Annotated in this window: 20 protein-coding genes; 4 read left to right on the top strand and 16 right to left on the bottom strand. The window is 71.6% G+C overall.

Features of this window, described 5'->3' with window-relative positions:
* Positions 1 to 366 precede the first annotated feature (366 nt).
* From rdgB to clpS, 12 genes are all read right to left on the bottom strand, one after another.
* A complete protein-coding gene (gene rdgB, locus C503_RS0135120; protein ID WP_018686902.1) occupies positions 367 to 972 on the bottom strand; it encodes an RdgB/HAM1 family non-canonical purine NTP pyrophosphatase in 606 nt (201 codons plus the stop codon).
* Entirely contained in the window at positions 969 to 1,730 is a 762-nt protein-coding gene (rph, locus tag C503_RS0135115) for a ribonuclease PH (RefSeq protein ID WP_018686901.1), read from the bottom strand. Before rph ends, rdgB begins: the two co-directional genes overlap by 4 nt.
* A gap of 23 nt (positions 1,731 to 1,753) precedes the next feature.
* On the bottom strand, positions 1,754 to 2,524 hold the full coding sequence (locus tag C503_RS0135110; RefSeq protein ID WP_018686900.1) for an MBL fold metallo-hydrolase: 771 nt from the start codon (positions 2,522 to 2,524) through the stop codon (positions 1,754 to 1,756).
* 37 nt (positions 2,525 to 2,561) lie between these two features.
* The gene (gene murI, locus C503_RS0135105; protein WP_018686899.1) at positions 2,562 to 3,362 is read right to left on the bottom strand and encodes a glutamate racemase; all 801 of its coding nucleotides are present in this window, start codon (positions 3,360 to 3,362) and stop codon (positions 2,562 to 2,564) included.
* Positions 3,359 to 4,006 (bottom strand): rhomboid family intramembrane serine protease, encoded by a 648-nt coding sequence (locus C503_RS0135100; RefSeq protein ID WP_018686898.1) that lies wholly within the window; start codon positions 4,004 to 4,006, stop codon positions 3,359 to 3,361. The genes murI and C503_RS0135100 overlap by 4 nt, the downstream gene beginning before the upstream one ends.
* A gap of 179 nt (positions 4,007 to 4,185) precedes the next feature.
* Positions 4,186 to 4,650: an SRPBCC family protein gene (locus C503_RS0135095; RefSeq protein WP_018686897.1), complete on the bottom strand. Its 465-nt coding sequence runs from the start codon at positions 4,648 to 4,650 to the stop codon at positions 4,186 to 4,188.
* A gap of 185 nt (positions 4,651 to 4,835) precedes the next feature.
* Complete coding sequence (locus C503_RS0135090; RefSeq protein WP_018686896.1) at positions 4,836 to 5,786, bottom strand: PLP-dependent cysteine synthase family protein; 951 nt, start codon at positions 5,784 to 5,786, stop codon at positions 4,836 to 4,838.
* Positions 5,787 to 5,807: 21 nt separating this feature from the next.
* Complete coding sequence (locus tag C503_RS0135085) at positions 5,808 to 6,086, bottom strand: MoaD/ThiS family protein (protein ID WP_018686895.1); 279 nt, start codon at positions 6,084 to 6,086, stop codon at positions 5,808 to 5,810.
* 77 nt (positions 6,087 to 6,163) lie between these two features.
* Entirely contained in the window at positions 6,164 to 6,616 is a 453-nt protein-coding gene (locus C503_RS0135080; protein ID WP_018686894.1) for a M67 family metallopeptidase, read from the bottom strand.
* A 67-nt stretch (positions 6,617 to 6,683) separates the two neighbouring features.
* The gene (locus C503_RS0135075) at positions 6,684 to 7,667 is read right to left on the bottom strand and encodes a P1 family peptidase (protein WP_018686893.1); all 984 of its coding nucleotides are present in this window, start codon (positions 7,665 to 7,667) and stop codon (positions 6,684 to 6,686) included.
* The gene (locus C503_RS0135070; RefSeq protein ID WP_018686892.1) at positions 7,664 to 8,224 is read right to left on the bottom strand and encodes a DUF2017 domain-containing protein; all 561 of its coding nucleotides are present in this window, start codon (positions 8,222 to 8,224) and stop codon (positions 7,664 to 7,666) included. The genes C503_RS0135075 and C503_RS0135070 overlap by 4 nt, the downstream gene beginning before the upstream one ends.
* Positions 8,221 to 8,520 carry an ATP-dependent Clp protease adapter ClpS gene (gene clpS, locus C503_RS0135065; RefSeq protein WP_018686891.1) on the bottom strand — a complete coding sequence of 100 codons (300 nt, stop codon included), beginning with the start codon at positions 8,518 to 8,520 and terminating at the stop codon, positions 8,221 to 8,223. The genes C503_RS0135070 and clpS overlap by 4 nt, the downstream gene beginning before the upstream one ends.
* 117 nt (positions 8,521 to 8,637) lie before the next feature.
* Here clpS and C503_RS0135060 point away from each other — a divergent pair, with 117 nt between their 5' ends.
* Together C503_RS0135060 and C503_RS0135055 are read left to right on the top strand one after the other, a co-directional pair.
* Positions 8,638 to 9,939 (top strand): nicotinate phosphoribosyltransferase, encoded by a 1,302-nt coding sequence (locus C503_RS0135060; RefSeq protein WP_018686890.1) that lies wholly within the window; start codon positions 8,638 to 8,640, stop codon positions 9,937 to 9,939.
* Positions 9,939 to 10,514, top strand: a complete 576-nt coding sequence (locus C503_RS0135055) for an isochorismatase family protein (protein ID WP_018686889.1) — start codon at positions 9,939 to 9,941, stop codon at positions 10,512 to 10,514. The genes C503_RS0135060 and C503_RS0135055 overlap by 1 nt, the downstream gene beginning before the upstream one ends.
* A gap of 452 nt (positions 10,515 to 10,966) precedes the next feature.
* On the opposite strand, the gene C503_RS43925 is transcribed toward C503_RS0135055, so the two are convergent.
* Positions 10,967 to 11,644, bottom strand: coding sequence for a hypothetical protein (locus tag C503_RS43925; RefSeq protein ID WP_018686888.1), 678 nt, complete (start codon positions 11,642 to 11,644; stop codon positions 10,967 to 10,969).
* Positions 11,645 to 11,841: 197 nt separating this feature from the next.
* Between C503_RS43925 and C503_RS0135045 the strand changes: the two genes are divergently transcribed.
* Complete coding sequence (locus C503_RS0135045; RefSeq protein ID WP_018686887.1) at positions 11,842 to 13,866, top strand: ATP-dependent DNA helicase; 2,025 nt, start codon at positions 11,842 to 11,844, stop codon at positions 13,864 to 13,866.
* 31 nt (positions 13,867 to 13,897) lie between these two features.
* Entirely contained in the window at positions 13,898 to 14,212 is a 315-nt protein-coding gene (locus C503_RS0135040) for a hypothetical protein (RefSeq protein ID WP_018686886.1), read from the top strand.
* 179 nt (positions 14,213 to 14,391) lie between these two features.
* Here the strand turns inward: C503_RS0135040 and C503_RS0135035 are convergent, their stop codons facing one another.
* Genes C503_RS0135035 through serB form a run of 3 tightly spaced genes read right to left on the bottom strand, consistent with a single transcriptional unit; the run spans position 14,392 to position 17,004 of the window.
* On the bottom strand, positions 14,392 to 15,159 hold the full coding sequence (locus C503_RS0135035; protein WP_018686885.1) for a peptidyl-tRNA hydrolase: 768 nt from the start codon (positions 15,157 to 15,159) through the stop codon (positions 14,392 to 14,394).
* Positions 15,156 to 15,746: a GNAT family N-acetyltransferase gene (locus C503_RS0135030; protein ID WP_245572665.1), complete on the bottom strand. Its 591-nt coding sequence runs from the start codon at positions 15,744 to 15,746 to the stop codon at positions 15,156 to 15,158. Before C503_RS0135030 ends, C503_RS0135035 begins: the two co-directional genes overlap by 4 nt.
* Before the next feature lie 25 nt (positions 15,747 to 15,771).
* Positions 15,772 to 17,004: a phosphoserine phosphatase SerB gene (gene serB, locus C503_RS0135025; RefSeq protein WP_018686883.1), complete on the bottom strand. Its 1,233-nt coding sequence runs from the start codon at positions 17,002 to 17,004 to the stop codon at positions 15,772 to 15,774.
* Between the last annotated feature and the right edge of the window lie 32 nt (positions 17,005 to 17,036).

Genomic DNA, 17,036 nt, shown 5'->3' with positions numbered 1-17,036 from the left:
CAACACCGCCGCCGCGGCCAACGCCAGCAACGACCCCACCGGATACCGCACACCCCGCCGATCCCGCGGATCAGGCACCCGAGCCAGATAATCCCGCAGGTCAGCCACCCACTCCACACCCCGCCCCGGCACCACACCCAGGGCCAGACGATCGAACGCAGCAGGCATCAGGCAGGATTCCACCACGGGCACGGCTCTCCAACGATCATGCGACATCAGCAATCACATGATCAACGAGACCGTGCCCGACCCATACACCGGGCAACCGACTTTGCCGACCCCCTGCCCTGGTGGGGCGGGGCCTGCTTGGCGAGCGGAATCGGAGTGGTGCCGTGTGAGCGGGAGAGCAGCGGTCGGGAATCGAGATCAGTCGGAGAGAGAGGCCAGGTGTGGAAGGAGTTCGCGGAGAGCCTGGCCACGGTGGGAGATCCCATCCTTGGCCTCCGGCGCCAGCTCCGCCGAAGTCTCCGCGTGCCCCTCCGGCACGAAGATCGGGTCATACCCGAACCCATTGGCACCACTGGGTTCCCGAGTGATCCGACCCCGCCATTCGCTACGCAGCACCAGTTCCCGGCCATCCGGGTGCACAAGCGCGAGGGCGCAAACGAAAGCCCCGCCCCTCCGCTCGTCCGGAACATCCGTGAGCTGGGCGAGGACCAGGTCCAGATTGGCCTGATCGTTGCCGTGCGTCCCGGACCAGCGCGCCGACAGCACGCCGGGCATGCCGTTGAGGGCGTCGATGGCGATGCCCGAGTCGTCGGCCACCGTCGGGAGGCCGGTTTCGCGGACGGCGTCGCGGGCCTTCGCCAGGGCGTTGGCCTCGAAGGTGGCGCCGGTTTCCGGGGCGTCCGGGAAGGCGGGTACGTCGTCCAGGCCGACGATCTCGACGCCGTCGATGCTCGACGCGGCGAGGATGCGGCGGAGTTCGGCGAGTTTCTTCTTGTTGCGGCTGGCCAGCAGGACCCTGGTCACTTGCTCCCCTTCGGTTCCGGCAGCGTGCCGGGGTAGGGCTGGGCCAGCACCTCGGCCTGGATCCGGTTGAGGTCGGCGCAGCCCGCCAGGGCCAGGTCGAGCATGGCGTCGAGGGTGCTGCGGGCGAAGGTGGCGCCCTCGCCCGTGCCCTGGACCTCGATGAGGGTGCCCGCGTCGGTGGCGACCACGTTCATGTCGACCTCGGCGCGCGCGTCCTCCTCGTACGGCAGGTCGAGGCGGACGCGGCCGCCGACCACGCCCACGCTCACGGCCGAGACCGCACAGGAGAGGGGCTGGGGGTCGGCGAGCTTGCCAGCGGCGCCCAGGTAGGTGATGGCGTCCGCGAGGGCCACGTAGGCGCCGGTGATGGCGGCGGTGCGGGTGCCGCCGTCGGCCTGGATGACGTCGCAGTCGAGGTGGATGGTGTTCTCGCCGAGGGCGGACAGGTCGATGCAGGCGCGCAGGGAGCGGCCGATCAGCCTGCTGATCTCGTGTGTGCGGCCGCCGACGCGGCCCTTCACCGACTCGCGCTCGCCGCGGGTGTTGGTGGCCGAGGGGAGCATCGCGTACTCGGCGGTGACCCAGCCGAGGCCGGAGCCCTTGCGCCAGCGCGGCACGCCCTCGGTCACGCTGGCCGCGCACAGCACGCGGGTGCGGCCGAAGGACACCAGCACCGAACCAGCTGGCCAGTCCTGGTAGCCGCGGGTGATGGTGATGTCCCGGAGCTGGTCGTCGTTCCTGCCGTCGCTTCTCGCCACGGGCGCAGCCTAGTCGGACGCCGTCACAGCTCGTAGACCATGCCCTGCTCGACCGCCTCCACCGGCCCGGGGAACGCCGTCCGCGCCTCGGCGAGCACCGCGTCCCGGTCCGTCCACGGCGGAACGTGGGTGACCAGCAGCCTGCCCGCGCCCGCGGTGGCGGCCAGCTCGCCCGCCTCGCGGCCGGACAGGTGCAGGTCCGGCACGGCCACCGAGCCGTGCGTCCAGGACGCCTCGGACATGATCACGTCGGCGCCGTGGGCCAGCTCGGTGAGCGTGCCGCAGACGCCGGTGTCGCCGGTGTAGACCAGTGAGCGGCCGCCGTGTGCGACGCGGAAGCTGAAGGACTCGCACGGGTGCGCGGCGGGCGCCACGACGACGTCGAACGGTCCGATGTGGAACTTGCCGGTCGTCAACGGACGGAAGTCGAACACATCGGACAGATCCGTGACAGCCCGGTCCGCCTCGTCGGTGGCGTAGGCGTTGACGAAGCGGGACGGCGCCTCGGACGGTGCGTAGACGGCTAACCTGTTCGCGCGCGGATCGCGCGTGGGTCTGGGGTGGTAGCGCAGGAAAGTGGTGAGCGCGGCGAAGTCCGCGCAGTGGTCGGCGTGCAGGTGCGAGAACAGCAACCCGTCGAGCAGGAAGGGGTCGCGGATCGCCTGCAGGGCGGCGAAGGTTCCGGTACCGAGTTCGAGGCCGAGCGCGAACCCCTCGGCCTCCAACAGATATCCGGACGCGGGGGCGTTGGGACCGGGCACACTCCCGGAACAGCCGAGGACGGTCAGCAGCACAGCAGACAGCCTGACACAACGACGGCACACAACACGATCACCATCGAGCCAATGGAGCAAAGCCCGCCATGCCCAGGCCGAGGAACCTACGGGCCAGTCGGTCGAACGGTTCGGCCGGTCCGGTGGCGCGGAACTCGTGCACGGGCTCGGTCTCGGTGTCCACCAGCAGTCCGGTCTCGGTCAGTACCCGGAAAACGTCCTTGGCACATTCCTCCGCACTGGACACAAGTGTGACATCCGGTCCGAGCACGACCTGGAGAACCCCGGTGAGCAGCGGATAGTGCGTACAACCCAGCACGACAGTGTCCACTGCGGCCTGTTGTAGCGGCTCAAGATACGTCTGCGCGAGGCCCAGGATCTGCCTGCCGGAGGTCACCCCGCGCTCCACGAAGTCCACGAACCGCGGGCACGGCGCGCCCGTCACGGTGATGCCGGGGGCGGCCGCGAAGGCGTCCTCGTAGGCGCGCGAGCGGATGGTCCCCGTGGTGCCGATCACACCGACGCGGCCCGACTTGGTGACCGCCGCGGCCCGGCGCACGGCGGGCACGACGACCTCCACGACCGGGATGTCGTAGCGCTCTCGGGCGTCCCGCAGGCAGGCGGCGGAGGCGGTGTTGCAGGCGAGCACGAGCATCTTGACGCCGTCGGCGACCAGCTTGTCGGTGATCGCCAGGGTCAGCTCGCGCACCTCGGCGATGGGCCGGGGGCCGTAGGGGTTGTGCGCGGTGTCGCCGACGTAGCGCAGCCGCTCGTGCGGCAGCTGGTCGATGATCGAGCGAGCCACGGTCAGCCCGCCCACGCCGGAGTCGAAGACGCCGATGGGCGCGTCCGCGCTCAAGCCGCCTGTCCCTCGATCGCGGGTCGCGGCGCCCGGTTGCCCCGACGGTCGACGACCGCGACGAGGTAGGCCGCCAGCACACCGCCGACCGCGCCGAACAGGTGCGCCTGCCAGGACACGTGCGGGTCGCCGGGGAGCACGCCGAACAGCATCGTCCCCCAGTAGAGCAGCAGCGCGAGCGCCACCAGCAGCTGCCCGGCGCTGCGGTTGAACACGCCACGCACGAGCAGGAACAGCAGCCACCCGAAGCACAGCCCGGACGCGCCGACGGTCACCGAGCCGGACGCCCCGGTGGCCCACACGCCGATCCCGGACACCACCCAGATCGTGGCCGTGACCGCCAACCACTGGGCGAGCCCGTTGGCCATGGCCAGGAACGCGAACACGAGCAGCGGGAGCGTGTTCGCGAACAGGTGCCCCCACCCGTTGTGCAGCAGCGGCGAGAACAGGACGCCCCACAGTCCCGACGCCTGGCGCGGGATGATGCCGTACCGGTCGAGGTCGGCGGGCAGCACCGCGTCCACGATCTCGACGAGGTACAGCAGTGCGGTGAACCCGACGACCACGATCGCGGCCTGTGCCGGGTTCGGCGGCAGGATCCGCCCGACCGGCCTGCGGGCGGGCTTGACGGGCAAGGTAGTCACGACACCGAGCGTACGTGCCCGGGTGGGTGGCGGGATCGGGAAGAACCCTGGTTCACCCCCGACTTACCCAGGTCGCGCTCAGGCGGGGGACCACACGCCGAACGGCGTATCCGTGTCCCCAGGCTCTGGGACAGCGACCCGGCAGGCAGACAGGACCCGGGGGATCCGTGGCTCGTAATTCAGTCGACCGCGCCGGTGAGGCGGGCAAGGGATTCTTCCATTCGCCGACCGAACTCCCGGCGGCTCATCGCCCGCATCAACAACGCCGCGAACGCATGCCGGGGCAGCTGAACCGTGCACAACCGCACATCGGTCTCCTCCCCCACCGCCGCCAGCTCGATCCGGAAAACCGACGAGGTCGCGTAACTCGAAGTCGGTTTGCCGTCGAGTCGTTCGGCCGTGTGCTTCCACACCAGCAGTCGAGGCGGCTCGTACTCCACGATCTCCTGGTCGATCTCCGACCGCCGTCGCCCCCACCGGCCATGCTGGGTGCGGAGCTCACCCGGACCGGAACCCGACCGCACTTCCGTGCGATCGGCGAAGCTGAACCAGTCCGGCACCCGGGACGCGTCCGAGACCACGGCCCAGACGTGGTCGATCGGGGCGGGGATCCGCCCCGATCGGGATACCTCGATGGTCTGCACGCAAGCAGACTAGTGGTGCGACCCAGAACGTCGGCCGTGTATCGGCGGGTCCACGGCGTGGCTGGCGGTGCCGCCGGGACGGCCTCGTACTGGATGTACTTGGTCGTTTCGGCGGTGCCGTCAGGCACGTCGTGGGCGGGTCGAGACATGGTCGACGTTCTGGGTCGCACCACTAGTGGCGCCCGCTAGGCCCAGAGGTGGCCGTCGAGGCGTTCGGCGGCCTCGTCGATGGTGCCGCTGTAGGCGCCGGTGGACAGGTACTTCCAGCCCGCGTCCGCGACGATGAACACCACATCGGCGCGGTCTCCCACGCCCGCCGCCTTCTCCGCGACGGCGAGGGCCGCGTGCAGGATGGCGCCGGTGGAGATGCCCGCGAAGATGCCCTCGGTCTCCAGCAGTTGCCGGGTACGGCGCAGTGCGTCGTAGGAGCCGACCGAGTAGCGGCCGGTGAGGACGTCCGGGTCGTACAGTTCCGGGACGAAGCCCTCGTCCAGGTTGCGCAGGCCGTAGACCAGTTCGCCGTAGCGCGGCTCGGCGGCCACGATCTGCACGTCCGGCTTGTGTTCGCGCAGGTAGCGGCCGACGCCGACGAGCGTGCCGGTGGTGCCGAGGCCCGCCACGAAGTGGGTGACCGTGGGCAGGTCGCGCAGGATCTCCGGGCCGGTGCCGCGGTAGTGGGCGTTGGCGTTGTCCGGGTTCCCGTACTGGTAGAGCATCACCCAGTCGGGCTGCTGCGCGGACAGTTCCTTCGCCCGCCGGACCGCCTCGTTGGAGCCGCCCGCGGCCGGGGAGAACACGATCCGGGCGCCGTAGGCCTGCAGGAGCTGCTTGCGCTCCTCGGAGGTGTTCTCGGGCATCACGCAGACCAGGCCGTAGCCCTTGAGCTTGGCGGCCATGGCCAGCGCGATGCCGGTGTTGCCTGAGGTCGGCTCCAGGATGGTGGCGCCGGGCCGCAGCCTGCCGTCGCGCTCGGCGGCCTCGATCATGGCCAGCGCCGGGCGGTCCTTCACCGAGCCGGTCGGGTTGCGGTCCTCCAGCTTGGCCCACAGCCGCACGTTTGGGGACGGCGACAGCCGCGGCAGCCCCACCAGCGGGGTGTCGCCGAGAGCGTGGATGAGCGAGTCGTACCTGGCCACGGGTCCCCCTCCAGGGCAGGTCTAGCGGGCGCCGCCGGCAACCGCGGGCAGGATGGTGACGTTGTCGCCGTCGGCGACCTTGGCCTCCAGGCCACCCGCGAAGCGCACGTCCTCGTCGTTGACGTAGACGTTGACGAACCGGTGCAGCGCGCCGTCCTTGACCAGGCGGGCCTTGAGGCCGCCGTGGTTGGCCTCCAGGTCGTCGATCACCTCGGCCACGGTGGCGCCCGCGGCGGGGACGGTCTTCTCGCCGCCGGTGTGCGTGCGCAGGATGGTCGGGATGGAGACGGTGACGGCCATGGTTCAACCTCCGGGTGTGCCAGTGCTACAGGAAAGGACGAGACCGGCCCGGCGGCTATTCCGCCGGGCGGCGAATGTCACTGCTCGGGGACGTCGTCCGGCCCGGTGTGGGCGAACCGGTAGGACTCGACGACCTCGACCGGCTCCTCGGTGACCACGCCCTCGACGATGCGGAACGAGCGCAGCTCGTGCTCGTGCTGGTCGCGGGTGGAGATCAGCACGTAGTGCGCGAACGGCTCCTGGGCGATCTTGGCGTCGGTCCGCGACGGGTAGGCCTCGGTGGCGGTGTGCGAGTGGTAGATCACCACGGGCACCTCGTCGGCGGCGTCCATCTCGCGGTAGAGCCGGAGCAGGTCCGCGGAGTCGAACTCGTAGAAGGTGGGCGACCGCGCCGCGTTGAGCATCGGGATGAAGCGCTCCGGGCGGTCGGTGCCCTCGGGGCCCGCGAGCACGCCGCACGCCTCGTCCGGGTGGTCGCGGCGGGCATGGGCCACCATCGCGTCCACGAGGTCCCGGCGGATCGTCAGCACGCCACCATCCTACTGGGTGAGTGCGCCCGTCCCGGTGTGTGGGAGACCGCAGTTGGCGGGCCGGGACTCAGCCCCAGATGTCCCGGTAGGCGCGCAGGTCGCCGACTGTCGTGGCGGTCAACGTGCCGTGCGCCACGGCGCGGGCGAACACGTCGGCGGCCGCGGAGTAGAGCGCGTCCAGGGCGACCAGGTCGGGTACGGCGCGCGCGCCGGTGGCGGCGGCGAACACGGTGTCGCCGTCGAAGAGGGAGTGCGCGGGTCGGACGGCGCGGGCCAGGCCGTCCTGGGCGGACATGGCCAGGCGTTTGCACTGGGCCTTGGTGAGCACGGCGTCGGTGGCGACCACGCCGATCGTCGTATTCAGGTCGGTCGTTGTATTGAGGTCGGTCAGTGCGTTGAGGTCGGTCGGTGCGGCGGCGGGTCGGGCGGCCCACCCGGGGGCCGGTGGCAGCTCGCCGGGGTCGCCGCCCGCCCAGAACGCGCCGGTGTCCAGGTCGACGGCCTCGCCGCGGGCGTTGACGACGGCCAGCGCGGCCACGGTGAACTCGCCGACCCGGGTGCTCGCGGTGCCGATCCCGCCCTTGAGCGACCCGACCTGGGCGCCCGCCCCCGCGCCGACCGTGCCGGTGGCGACCGGTCCGGCGGAGGCCGCCTCGCACGCGGCATAGCCGAAATCGGCGTCGGGCCGGTTGCCCCAGGTGGATCGGGGCAGGTCGAACAGGACGGCGGCGGGCACGATCGGCACGACCTCGTGCGGCTCGGTACCGACCGGGAAGCCGCGGCCGCGCTCGCCCAGCCAGCGCATGACGCCGTCGGCGGCGGCCAGGCCGTAGGCGCTGCCGCCGGACAGGCACACCGCGTCCACCCGGTCGACCAGGTTCTCGGGGTTCAACAGGTCGGTCTCGCGGGTGCCGGGCGCGCCGCCGCGGGCGTCGACGCCGCCGACCGTGCCCTCGGGGAACAGCACGACCGTGGTGCCGGTGGCCCACCCGTCGCCGAGCCGGTGGTGGTGGCCGACCTCGATCCCGGGGATGTCGGTCAGGACGTTCACGGTGTGGACAGTGCCTGCACCAGCGACTCCTGCACCCACGTCAACCAGTGGTAGACCGACAGGTGCGGGCTGCGCGGGTCGTCCTCGGGCAGCTCGTCGGGCATGTCCTCGGTGACCTCGATGGCGGTGCCCAGGGCCAGCCGCACGTCGTTGAGCGCGGACAGCCAGGCGTCGGCCTGCTCCAGCGACAGCCGGATGCCGCCCCCGTACATCGGGCAGGTCTCCAGCACGATCCCGGCGACCCCGGTCTTGAGGTCGAGCAGCGTCGGCTCGTGCAGGGAGCGCAGCATGGCGGCCGAGTCCAGGTCGGCCTTGCTGGGGTTGTCGTCGTCGAGCCGGTGGAAGTCGGGCAGCAGCCGGGACAGGATCGGGTCGTCCGGGGAGGTGGACGGGCCGGTGCGGATGCCGGTCAGCTCGGCCAGCTCGTCCTGCGGGGCGTCCTCGATGCGGGCGCGCAGCATGTCGTCGATCTGCGACACCAGACCGCGCAGCACGGCGGCCTCCTGGCGGTCGATGTCCGCGTGCACCAGGTCGCCGCGGCGCTTCCAGGGTTTCACGACGTGTGTTCCATGGTCGCCCACAGGCCGGCGGCGTGCAGCCTCGCCACATCGGCCTCCACCTTGTCCTTGCTGCCCGAGGACACGATCGCCTTGCCCTCGTGGTGCACGTCGAGCATCAGTTTGGTGGCCCGGTCCCGGCTGTACCCGAACAGCTTCTGGAAGACGTAGGTCACATACGACATCAGGTTGACCGGATCGTTCCACACGATGGTCTGCCAGGGCCGGTCCTCGGACACGGCCTCGGAGCCTGCCGGGGTGGCCTGCGTCTGCTCCATGTCGACGGCTGCGGTCATGGGTCAATGGTGGCACGACCCGTTTCGCCCGGACCGGCGGATCTTCATTCGTTCGGAGTATGCGATCACCGATCGTGCCCGACCGGGCCAATCCCGTGTCCGCCTAGGCTCTGCGGCATGGGTGTGCGCACGGGCGCCAGTACGGCGCTGTTGACCGACCACTACGAGCTGACCATGCTCGCCGCCGCGCTGGCCGACGGCACCGCGGGCAGGCACTGCGTGTTCGAGACGTTCGCCAGGCGGCTGCCGGACGGGCGGCGGTACGGGGTGGTGGGCGGCACCCGGCGGGTGGTGGACGCCATCGCCGCGTTCCGCTTCGGCGCGGACGAGCTGCGGCACCTGCGCGAGACGTCGGTGGTGGACGAGGCGACGCTGGCGTGGCTGGCGGACTACCGATTCGGCGGGGACGTGGACGGCTACCCGGAGGGCGAGCTGTACTTCCCCGGGTCGCCGATCCTGACCGTGACGGGGACGTTCGCGGACGCCGTCGTGCTGGAGACGGTGGTGCTGTCGATCCTGAACCACGACAGCGCGATCCTGTCCGCCGGCGCGCGCATGGTCGGCGCGGCGAACGGCCGCCCGATCATCGAGATGGGCGGCCGCCGCACACACGAGCGGGCGGCCACGGCGTCGGCCCGCGCCGGGTACATCGCGGGCTTCGCCACGACCTCCAACCTGGAGGCGGGGCGGGACTTCGGCATCCCGACCTCGGGAACCTGCGCGCACGCCTTCACCCTCCTGCACGACGACGAGCGCGCCGCGTTCGCCGCGCAGGTGTCGGCGCTCGGCGCGGACACGACGTTGCTGGTGGACACCTACGACATCACCCGTGGGATCGAGCTCGCGGTCGAGGTCGCGGGCACCGCCCTTGGCGCCATCCGCATCGACTCCGGCGACGTGGGCGTCCTGGCCCGCCAGGCCCGCGAACAGCTGGACGGGCTGGGCGCCAGGCAGACCCGCATCGTGGTGTCCGGAGACCTGGACGAGTACGCGATCGCCGCCCTGCGCGCCGAGCCCGTGGACGCGTACGGGGTGGGAACGTCGCTGGTGACCGGCTCGGGGGCGCCGACCGCCGGGATGGTCTACAAGCTGGTCGAGGTCGACGGGCGGCCGGTGGCCAAGCGCAGCTCGCACAAGGAGTCCCTCGGCGGCCGCAAGCTGGCCCTGCGCAGGCACAAGCCGACCGGCACGGCCCTGGAGGAGGTCATCTTCCAGGCAGGCGGGACGGCGCCGGAGCTGGGCGAGCACGACCGGCTGCTGCAGATCCCCCTGATGCGGGGTGGACAGGCCGTGGCCGACCTGCCCACGCTGGAGGACAGCCGCGGCCGGGTGCGTTCCGGTCTGGTGAGCCTGCCGTGGGAGGGGTTGAAGCTTTCCGCGGGTGAGCCTGCAATTCCTACTGTCCACTTGGAGCAGTGATGAGCGGATTATCGGCGTTGATCGTCGTGGACGTGCAGAACGACTTCTGCGAGGGCGGGTCCCTGGCGGTCGCGGGAGGCGCGGCGGTCGCGTCGGCGATCTCGCGGCACGTGGCGGCCGGGTCCTACGACCATGTGGTGGCGACGCGGGACTTCCACATCGATCCGGGGGAGCACTTCAGCGCGACGCCGGATTATGTCGACAGCTGGCCGGTGCATTGCGTGGTCGACAGCGCGGGGGCGTCGTTCCATCCGGCGCTGGATGTCGCGGTGATCGAGGCAGTGTTCTCGAAAGGGGCCTACGCGGCTGCCTACTCCGGGTTCGAGGGGGTTGGGCCGGGTGAGGTGGGGCTCGCGGAGTGGTTACGGGAGCGGGGGGTTTCGCGGGTGGATGTGGTGGGAATCGCCACTGACCATTGCGTTCGGGCTACTGCGGTGGATGCCGCTGCGGCGGGGTTCGAGACGACGGTGTTGCTGGATCTGACGGCGGGGGTGGCGGTGGGGACGGTGGAGAAGGCGCTGGAGACGCTGCGGGGGGCTGGGGTCGCGCTGACGGGGGCGCCTCGGGTCGGCTGAACTGCTTGGCCGTTGATGGTGGAAGACGTGCCCCCATCGGTTCGGTGGGGGCTTGGGGCTCCGCCTGTTGTCGGGACCTGTGGATGAATCGGCGGGGCTGTGGACAACCTCCGAGCCGATCTTGACCGTGAGCAACTCGGCAGCACTTGATGATCAAGTCCGGTCAAGCCATCCTGCCCGGCTGTGGATGAATCCCGCGATTGTGGTTCACCGACAAAGCATGGCCGTCGTTCACGGCCTACAGCTCGTTCACCCTGCTGCCGTTCGCAGTCTGGGGCCCGATCCTCCGAAAGCACCGCGACCCCACGCCAAGCCACCTACGCGCCCTCGGCCACGGCCTCGCCTATGCCCTCTACCGCCACACCATCCGCGTCACGGCTTGGCGCGCGGTGTTCCGCCTGGTCCGCGATCAGGCAAAGACCAGGCGGAACACCGAACGAGGCGCGGACAAGCTAGTGGTGCGACGGTGTGCAGGTCACCGATCCGACGGTGATCGCGCCGCTGTTGGGAGCGGGCGGACCGTTCGGGTCCGTGTCCGGGTAGAACCAGATCTTCACCGCGTGCACGGTCAGTGAGCCGTCCGGCGGGTCGGCCTCGACCGTCTCGTTGAACACGATCTTGGCGATCGGCGGGTCGTCCGGGAAGAAACCGGGCACCAGCACGGTGTAGTCCTCCGGGATCGGGTCGGGCAGCTTGACCCCGGTGACGTTCTTGAGCGACACCGAGGAGGTGACCCCGCCCTCGGCGGTGGTGTAGCAGGTCACCTTGTAGTCGCCGATGCTCAGCTCGGGCAGGTCGGTGGTGTCGACCTTCGCCTTCACCGCGAAGTCGGAACCGAGCACGGTCGCCGACACCTGCTCGGTCAACGGGTCGAACACGCAGGTCGACTTGCCCGAGCCGAAGCTGATCGGGCCGTCCGAGGCGCCGGGGGTGGTGCCGATGCCTGGCCCGCCCGCCGCGCACGGGGCCAGTGGTCCGATGTCGACGGCCGTGGTGCCGAACCGCGCCTGTCCACCGCCCACCGACCCGCTGCTGTCGGCGGCCACCTCGGCGTGCGCCGGGCTGACCGCGAACGCCAGCAGGCCGGCCACCACCGCCAGAACCCCGCCCTTGCCGTCGCGGAGTGACATGATCGACTCCCTCCAGTGTGTGTGGTCCGTGGTTTCGAGTGGATCGCGTCGGCCGGGCCAGGGCCAGACGGACGGGCAGGACCACCCGCGAGAACCGGACGGCCACCCGACCAGGCGACACGCGGGCGCCGCGTGGCCACGGCCGGGAACCGCACCGGCGGGCCGGGCTGACGGGGGCCACGGGTACCGTCTGCGCCATGCCCGACTCCCTGCCCCCGCTGCGCGACCTGCTGGCCACCGCGGTGGCGTCGGTGGGCGGGGCGGAGCGGCCGGGCCAGGTCGAGATGGCCGAGGCGGTGTCGGCGAGCATCCGCACCGGCGACCATCTGGCCGTGCAGGCGGGCACCGGCACCGGCAAGTCGCTGGCCTACCTGGTGCCCGCGGTGCGGCACGCGGTGGCCAACGGCAAGTCCGTCATCATCTCCACGGCCACCATCGCGTTGCAGCGGCAACTGGTGGACCGTGATCTGCCCAGGTTGGCGAAGGCGCTGACCAAGTCGTTGGGCCGGGCGCCGACGTTCGCCATTCTCAAGGGCAGGCGCAACTACCTGTGCCTGCACCGGCTGGACGGTCCGGAGGACGAGCCGGAGGACGCGGCGCTGTTCGACCCGTTCGCCGTGTCCAGGATGGGCCGCGAGATCACCCGGCTGCGCGAGTGGGCGAGCGACACCGAGGCGGGCGACCGGGACGAGCTGGTCCCGGGCGTGTCCGAACAGACCTGGCGGCAGGCGTCGGTGTCCGCGCGGGAGTGCCTCGGCGTGTCCCGCTGCCCGGTCGGCACCGACTGCTTCGCGGAGAAGGCGCGCGCCGAGGCGGGCCGGGCGGACGTGGTGGTCACGAACCACGCGCTGCTGGCCATCGACGCGCTTGGCACCGCGCAGGTGCTGCCCGAGCACGACGTGGTGATCATCGACGAGGCGCACGATCTGGTCGACCGGGTCACCTCGGTGGCCACCGGCGAGCTGTCCGCGACCGCCGTGTCGGTGGCCGCGCGGCGCGCCGGGCGGCTGGTCACCGACGAGGTCGCGGACCGGTTGGTCGAGGCGGGCGAGGGCCTGGCGCTGCTGCTGTCCGACGAGCGCACCGGCCGGATGGACGTGCTGCCCGAGCCGATCGCGGCCACCCTGGCCGGGGTGCGCAACGCCGCGCACGCGTGCGTGACCGCGATCGGGCCGGAGCGCAAGGACGACCCGGAGGCGGCCACCGCGCGCAAGCTGGCGCTGTCGGCGCTGGAAGAGGTGCACGACACCGCGGTCCGCATCCTGGAGGCGTTCGACACCGACGACGCGCACCGCCGCGACGTGGTGTGGGTGACCGGCGACTTCGGTTCCGGCCCGCCGCGCCCGCCGACGATGCGGGTGGCGCCGCTGGCCGTGGCCGGGCTGCTGCGCGAGCGGCTGTTCGGCGAGAACACGACGGTGCTGACGTCGGCCACGCTCACCCTGGGCGGCACGTTCGACGCGCTGGCCCGCCAGTGGGGGCTGCCCGGCGAGCAGCGCGCCGGGGTGAAGGCCGAGGGCACCGCCACCGACAAGGAGCCCGGCGACGCGATCCGGTGGAGCGGCCTGGACGTCGGCTCCCCGTTCGAGCACGGCAAGTCCGGCATCCTCTACACCGCCCCACACCTGCCGCCGCCCGGCCGCGACGGACTGCCGCCCGCCTACCTGGACGAGCTGCGCGAGCTGGTGGAGGCCGCGGGCGGCCGCACGCTCGGGCTGTTCTCGTCGATGCGGGCGGCCAAGCAGGCCGCCGCCGAGCTGCGCGAGAAGGTCGAGGTGGACATCCTCTGCCAGGGCGAGGACTCCACGTCGCTGCTGGTGAAGAAGTTCGCCGAGGACCCGGCGACCTGTCTGTTCGGCACCCTGTCGCTGTGGCAGGGGGTGGACGTGCCGGGCCCGTCGCTGTCGCTGGTGGTGATGGACCGCATCCCGTTCCCGCGCCCGGACGACCCGCTGGCCTCCGCCCGGCAGCGTGCCGTGGAGGCCCGGGGCGGCAACGGGTTCCTCACCGTGGCGGCGACGCACGCGGCGTTGCTGCTGGCCCAGGGCGCGGGCAGGCTGCTGCGCTCGATGTCCGACCGGGGCGTTGTGGCCATCCTGGACCCGCGGCTGGCCACCGCCCGCTACGGTGGCTTCCTGCGGGCGTCATTGCCCCCGTTCTGGCCGACGAGCGACCCGGCCGTCGTCCGCGCCGCCCTGCGCCGCCTGGCCGCGGCGAACTGAGTTCCCTCACCGACTGCTCTGCGGAGGACGCGTGTCAGGCAATTCCGGCATCACGGTGGACGACCGGGGCGTGCGCAGGCTGCTGGCCGACGGCACCGAGGAGTCGGTGTCCTGGTCAGACCTCGCCGAGGTCGCCATCCGCACCACCCCGGAGAGCCCGTGGAAGGAAGACGTGTTCTTCCTGCTCATGCGCGCGGGCGGCGGCGGCTGCGCGGTCCCGGCGGGCGACCCGTCCGCCGACGACCTGATGGGACGTCTGCAGTCCCTGCCGAACTTCGACAACGAGGCCTTCATCGAGGCCATGACCACGACGGAAGACGGCCTGTTCGTCATCTGGCAGCGTTGAATCCTTCCCGCCGCCCACCCCCTCATCCCCGCCCGGCATCGTCCCCGACCTGGTGGGCCACGCGCCTCCGGAGTCGACAGTCCCGTCGCACTGCCGGATTCCTCCCGCCACCCACCCCTACTTCCCGCCTGGCATCGTCCCCGGGCCTGACGGGACGCGCGCGCCGAGGCGGCAGTTCCCTATCGCCACTGGGCGATGACGGTGACCGTGCCAGGGGCGACCTCGGTGAAACCGGCATCCCTTACCGCCGTGGACGAGTGTTCACGCCAGGCTCGGTCCGGGTCGTCGCCGGGGTGGATCAAGGCCCAGTGTTCCTTTGTGGCGGGGCGGACGGCGCAGCGGAAGTCCATGGCCTGCCAGGTTTTCCGGCGTTCGTCGCCGGTGCCGTGCAGCAGGGCGGCCAGCAGCATGCTCGCGTGTCCCACCTGGGCGGCTGCCTTGCCGACGGTCATCAGGACATACGGGTTCAGCCACAGGACGGGAATGTCCTCGTCGGGCGGTCCGGGTTCGTCGTCCGGCAGCTCGCTGCCCGAGATCTGCAGGCGTGACAGCACTTTGGGAGTCTCCGCGACCAGGCACGGGACGAACGCGCGGGCGAACGCGCCGTCAACCTCCACTGTGATCCCCGGAACGTCCTGTGCGGCCGTCCAATGCGCACCGCGCGCCCGCCGCGCGACCTTGCGGATACGGCCCCTGATCCACGCGTCGACCTCGCTGAACCACGGTCCGTCCGGTTCGGCCCGTTCGTCGAAACACACCGCCACCGACGCGATCGCCGCCGCCTCCAGCAACGCCGTGCGCGCGGGCAGCGGGTCGCGTTCGATGCGCAGCACGATGGGCATGGCGCGGACGAACGCCGGGTCCTCGTCGGATGTGTCGTGTGTGGACTCGGCGGGCAGGCGCAGCCAGGTGGCGTAGCGGGCGGCGAGGTGGTCGAGGTGGCTCACGCGGTCGATTCTCCCGGACCCGGATCGGTGCGCAGCCGGGCGTGCAGGTGCATGTCGTGCCAGCCGTCCGCGTGCCGGATCGACCCCCTGCGGGTGCCCTCGGCGATGAACCCGGCTTTCTCCGCGACCCGGCAGGACTGCCGGTTGGCGGTGGAATGTTCCAGGTTGACCCGGTGGAACCCGACCTCGAACGCCCACTCGACCAACGTCAGGGTCGCGCGCGCCGCCACGGCCTTGCCCCTGGCGGCGGGCAGCGTCCAGTAGGACACCATGGCGGAGGCGTCGACCAGGTCGATCTCCCGCAGGCCCACCTGGCCGAGCACCTGGTCGTCGGGGTCGACCACGGCCCAGCTGCCCGCTTCCTCGGCCGCCCACCGGCCCGTCCAGCTGTCGATCCAGGCGAGGGCCTCGGCGGGGTCATCGAAGCGGCGCACATGCCAGCGCTGGATAGCCGGGTCGCGGAACGCGGTCAGCACCGCGTCCGCGTCACCGGGTCGCCAGGGGCGCAACACGAGGTCGCCTACTCGGAGGGTGGGACGGTCCAGGGCGCGGAACGTCCCCGTCGGGTGGGCGGGGGTCACCAGCATCGGCACGCCCCCATCATGCCCCGGCTCAGACCCGTTCCGGCTCCAGTCCGTCGGCGATGTCCGCGGCCTCGATCTCCGCCCGCGTCACCCCCAGCACGAACAGCACCACGTCCAGGTACGGGTGCGACAACGCCGTGTCCGCCACCTCCCGCAGCGCGGGCTTGGCGTTGAACGCGATGCCCAGCCCCGCCGTGGACAGCATGTCGATGTCGTTGGCGCCGTCGCCGACCGCCACGCACTGGGCCAGGGGGATGTCGTAGACCTCGGCGAAGCGGCGCAGGGCGGTGGCCTTCCCGGCACGGTCCACCACCTCGCCGAGGACGCGGCCGGTGAGCCTGCCGTCCACGACCTCCAGTCCGTTGGCGGCCTGGAAGTCCAGGCCCAGGTCGTCCACCAGCCGGTCGATGATGGCGGTGAAGCCGCCGGAGACGACGCCGCAGCGGAAGCCCAGGCGCTTGAGGGTGCGGATGGTGGTGCGGGCGCCGGGGGTGAGCTGGAGGGTGTCGGCGACCTCGGCCAGCACCGACACCGGCAGCCCGGCCAGGGTGGCGACCCGGCGGTGCAGCGACTCGGTGAAGTCGAGCTCGCCGCGCATGGCCGCCTCGGTGATCTCCCGGACCTCGTCCTCGCAGCCCGCGCGGGCCGCCAGCATCTCGATCACCTCGCCCTGGATGAGCGTGGAGTCGACGTCGAACACGATCAGCCGCTTGGCCCGGCGGGACAGCAGGTCGCGCTCGACGGCGATGTCCAGGCCGACCCGGACGGACAGCTCGGCCAGCGCCGAGCGCAGGTCGGCGTCGGCCTCGTCGGTGTCGGCAGGCACCGACACGCGCAGCTCAAGGCCGGTCACCGGGTAGTCGGCGACCCGGCGGATGGTGTCGATGTTGACCTCCAGCGCGGCCAGCCTGCGGGCCACCTCGCCGAACGCGCGCGCGGTCACCGGGTGGCCGAGCACCACCAGCACGTGGGTGGAGCCGGGCCGGGTCTGCTCCGGGTCGGCGCCGACCCGCACGTCCACCCGCATCTGCACGGTGGCCATGGCCTGCTCGACGGACTCCTGCAGGCCCTCGGCGTCGTGGTCGGTGGCCACCAGGGCGCCGAGCACCAGCTGGCCGCGGATGACGACCTGCTCCACGTCCAGGATGTCGACCCCGTGCCGGGTCAGCGCGGCGAACAGCACGGACGACACGCCCGGCTTGTCCGGCCCGGTGACCGTGATCAGGACTGGGGTCTGGCGGGGACCAGGTGCGGTGGACATGCGAGTGCTCCCATGACGACGGGCCCGCCGGT

The sequence above is a fragment of the Actinokineospora enzanensis DSM 44649 genome, from assembly GCF_000374445.1.
Lineage (GTDB): Bacteria > Actinomycetota > Actinomycetes > Mycobacteriales > Pseudonocardiaceae > Actinokineospora > Actinokineospora enzanensis.
The sequence above is the reverse complement of the archived record's forward strand: the minus strand, read 5'-3'. Positions and strand labels throughout refer to the sequence as shown.

Bases quoted from the DNA above. Each gene is read 5' to 3' on its own strand.
- C503_RS0135085 (WP_018686895.1), bottom strand. From the start codon at position 6,086: ATGGCCGTCACCGTCTCCATCCCGACCATCCTGCGCACGCACACCGGC.
- clpS (WP_018686891.1), bottom strand. From the start codon at position 8,520: ATGACCGCAGCCGTCGACATGGAGCAGACGCAGGCCACCCCGGCAGGC.
- C503_RS0135060 (WP_018686890.1), top strand. From the start codon at position 8,638: ATGGGTGTGCGCACGGGCGCCAGTACGGCGCTGTTGACCGACCACTAC.
- C503_RS0135055 (WP_018686889.1), top strand. From the start codon at position 9,939: ATGAGCGGATTATCGGCGTTGATCGTCGTGGACGTGCAGAACGACTTC.
- C503_RS43925 (WP_018686888.1), bottom strand. From the start codon at position 11,644: ATGTCACTCCGCGACGGCAAGGGCGGGGTTCTGGCGGTGGTGGCCGGC.
- C503_RS0135045 (WP_018686887.1), top strand. From the start codon at position 11,842: ATGCCCGACTCCCTGCCCCCGCTGCGCGACCTGCTGGCCACCGCGGTG.
- C503_RS0135030 (WP_245572665.1), bottom strand. From the start codon at position 15,746: ATGCTGGTGACCCCCGCCCACCCGACGGGGACGTTCCGCGCCCTGGAC.
- serB (WP_018686883.1), bottom strand. From the start codon at position 17,004: ATGTCCACCGCACCTGGTCCCCGCCAGACCCCAGTCCTGATCACGGTC.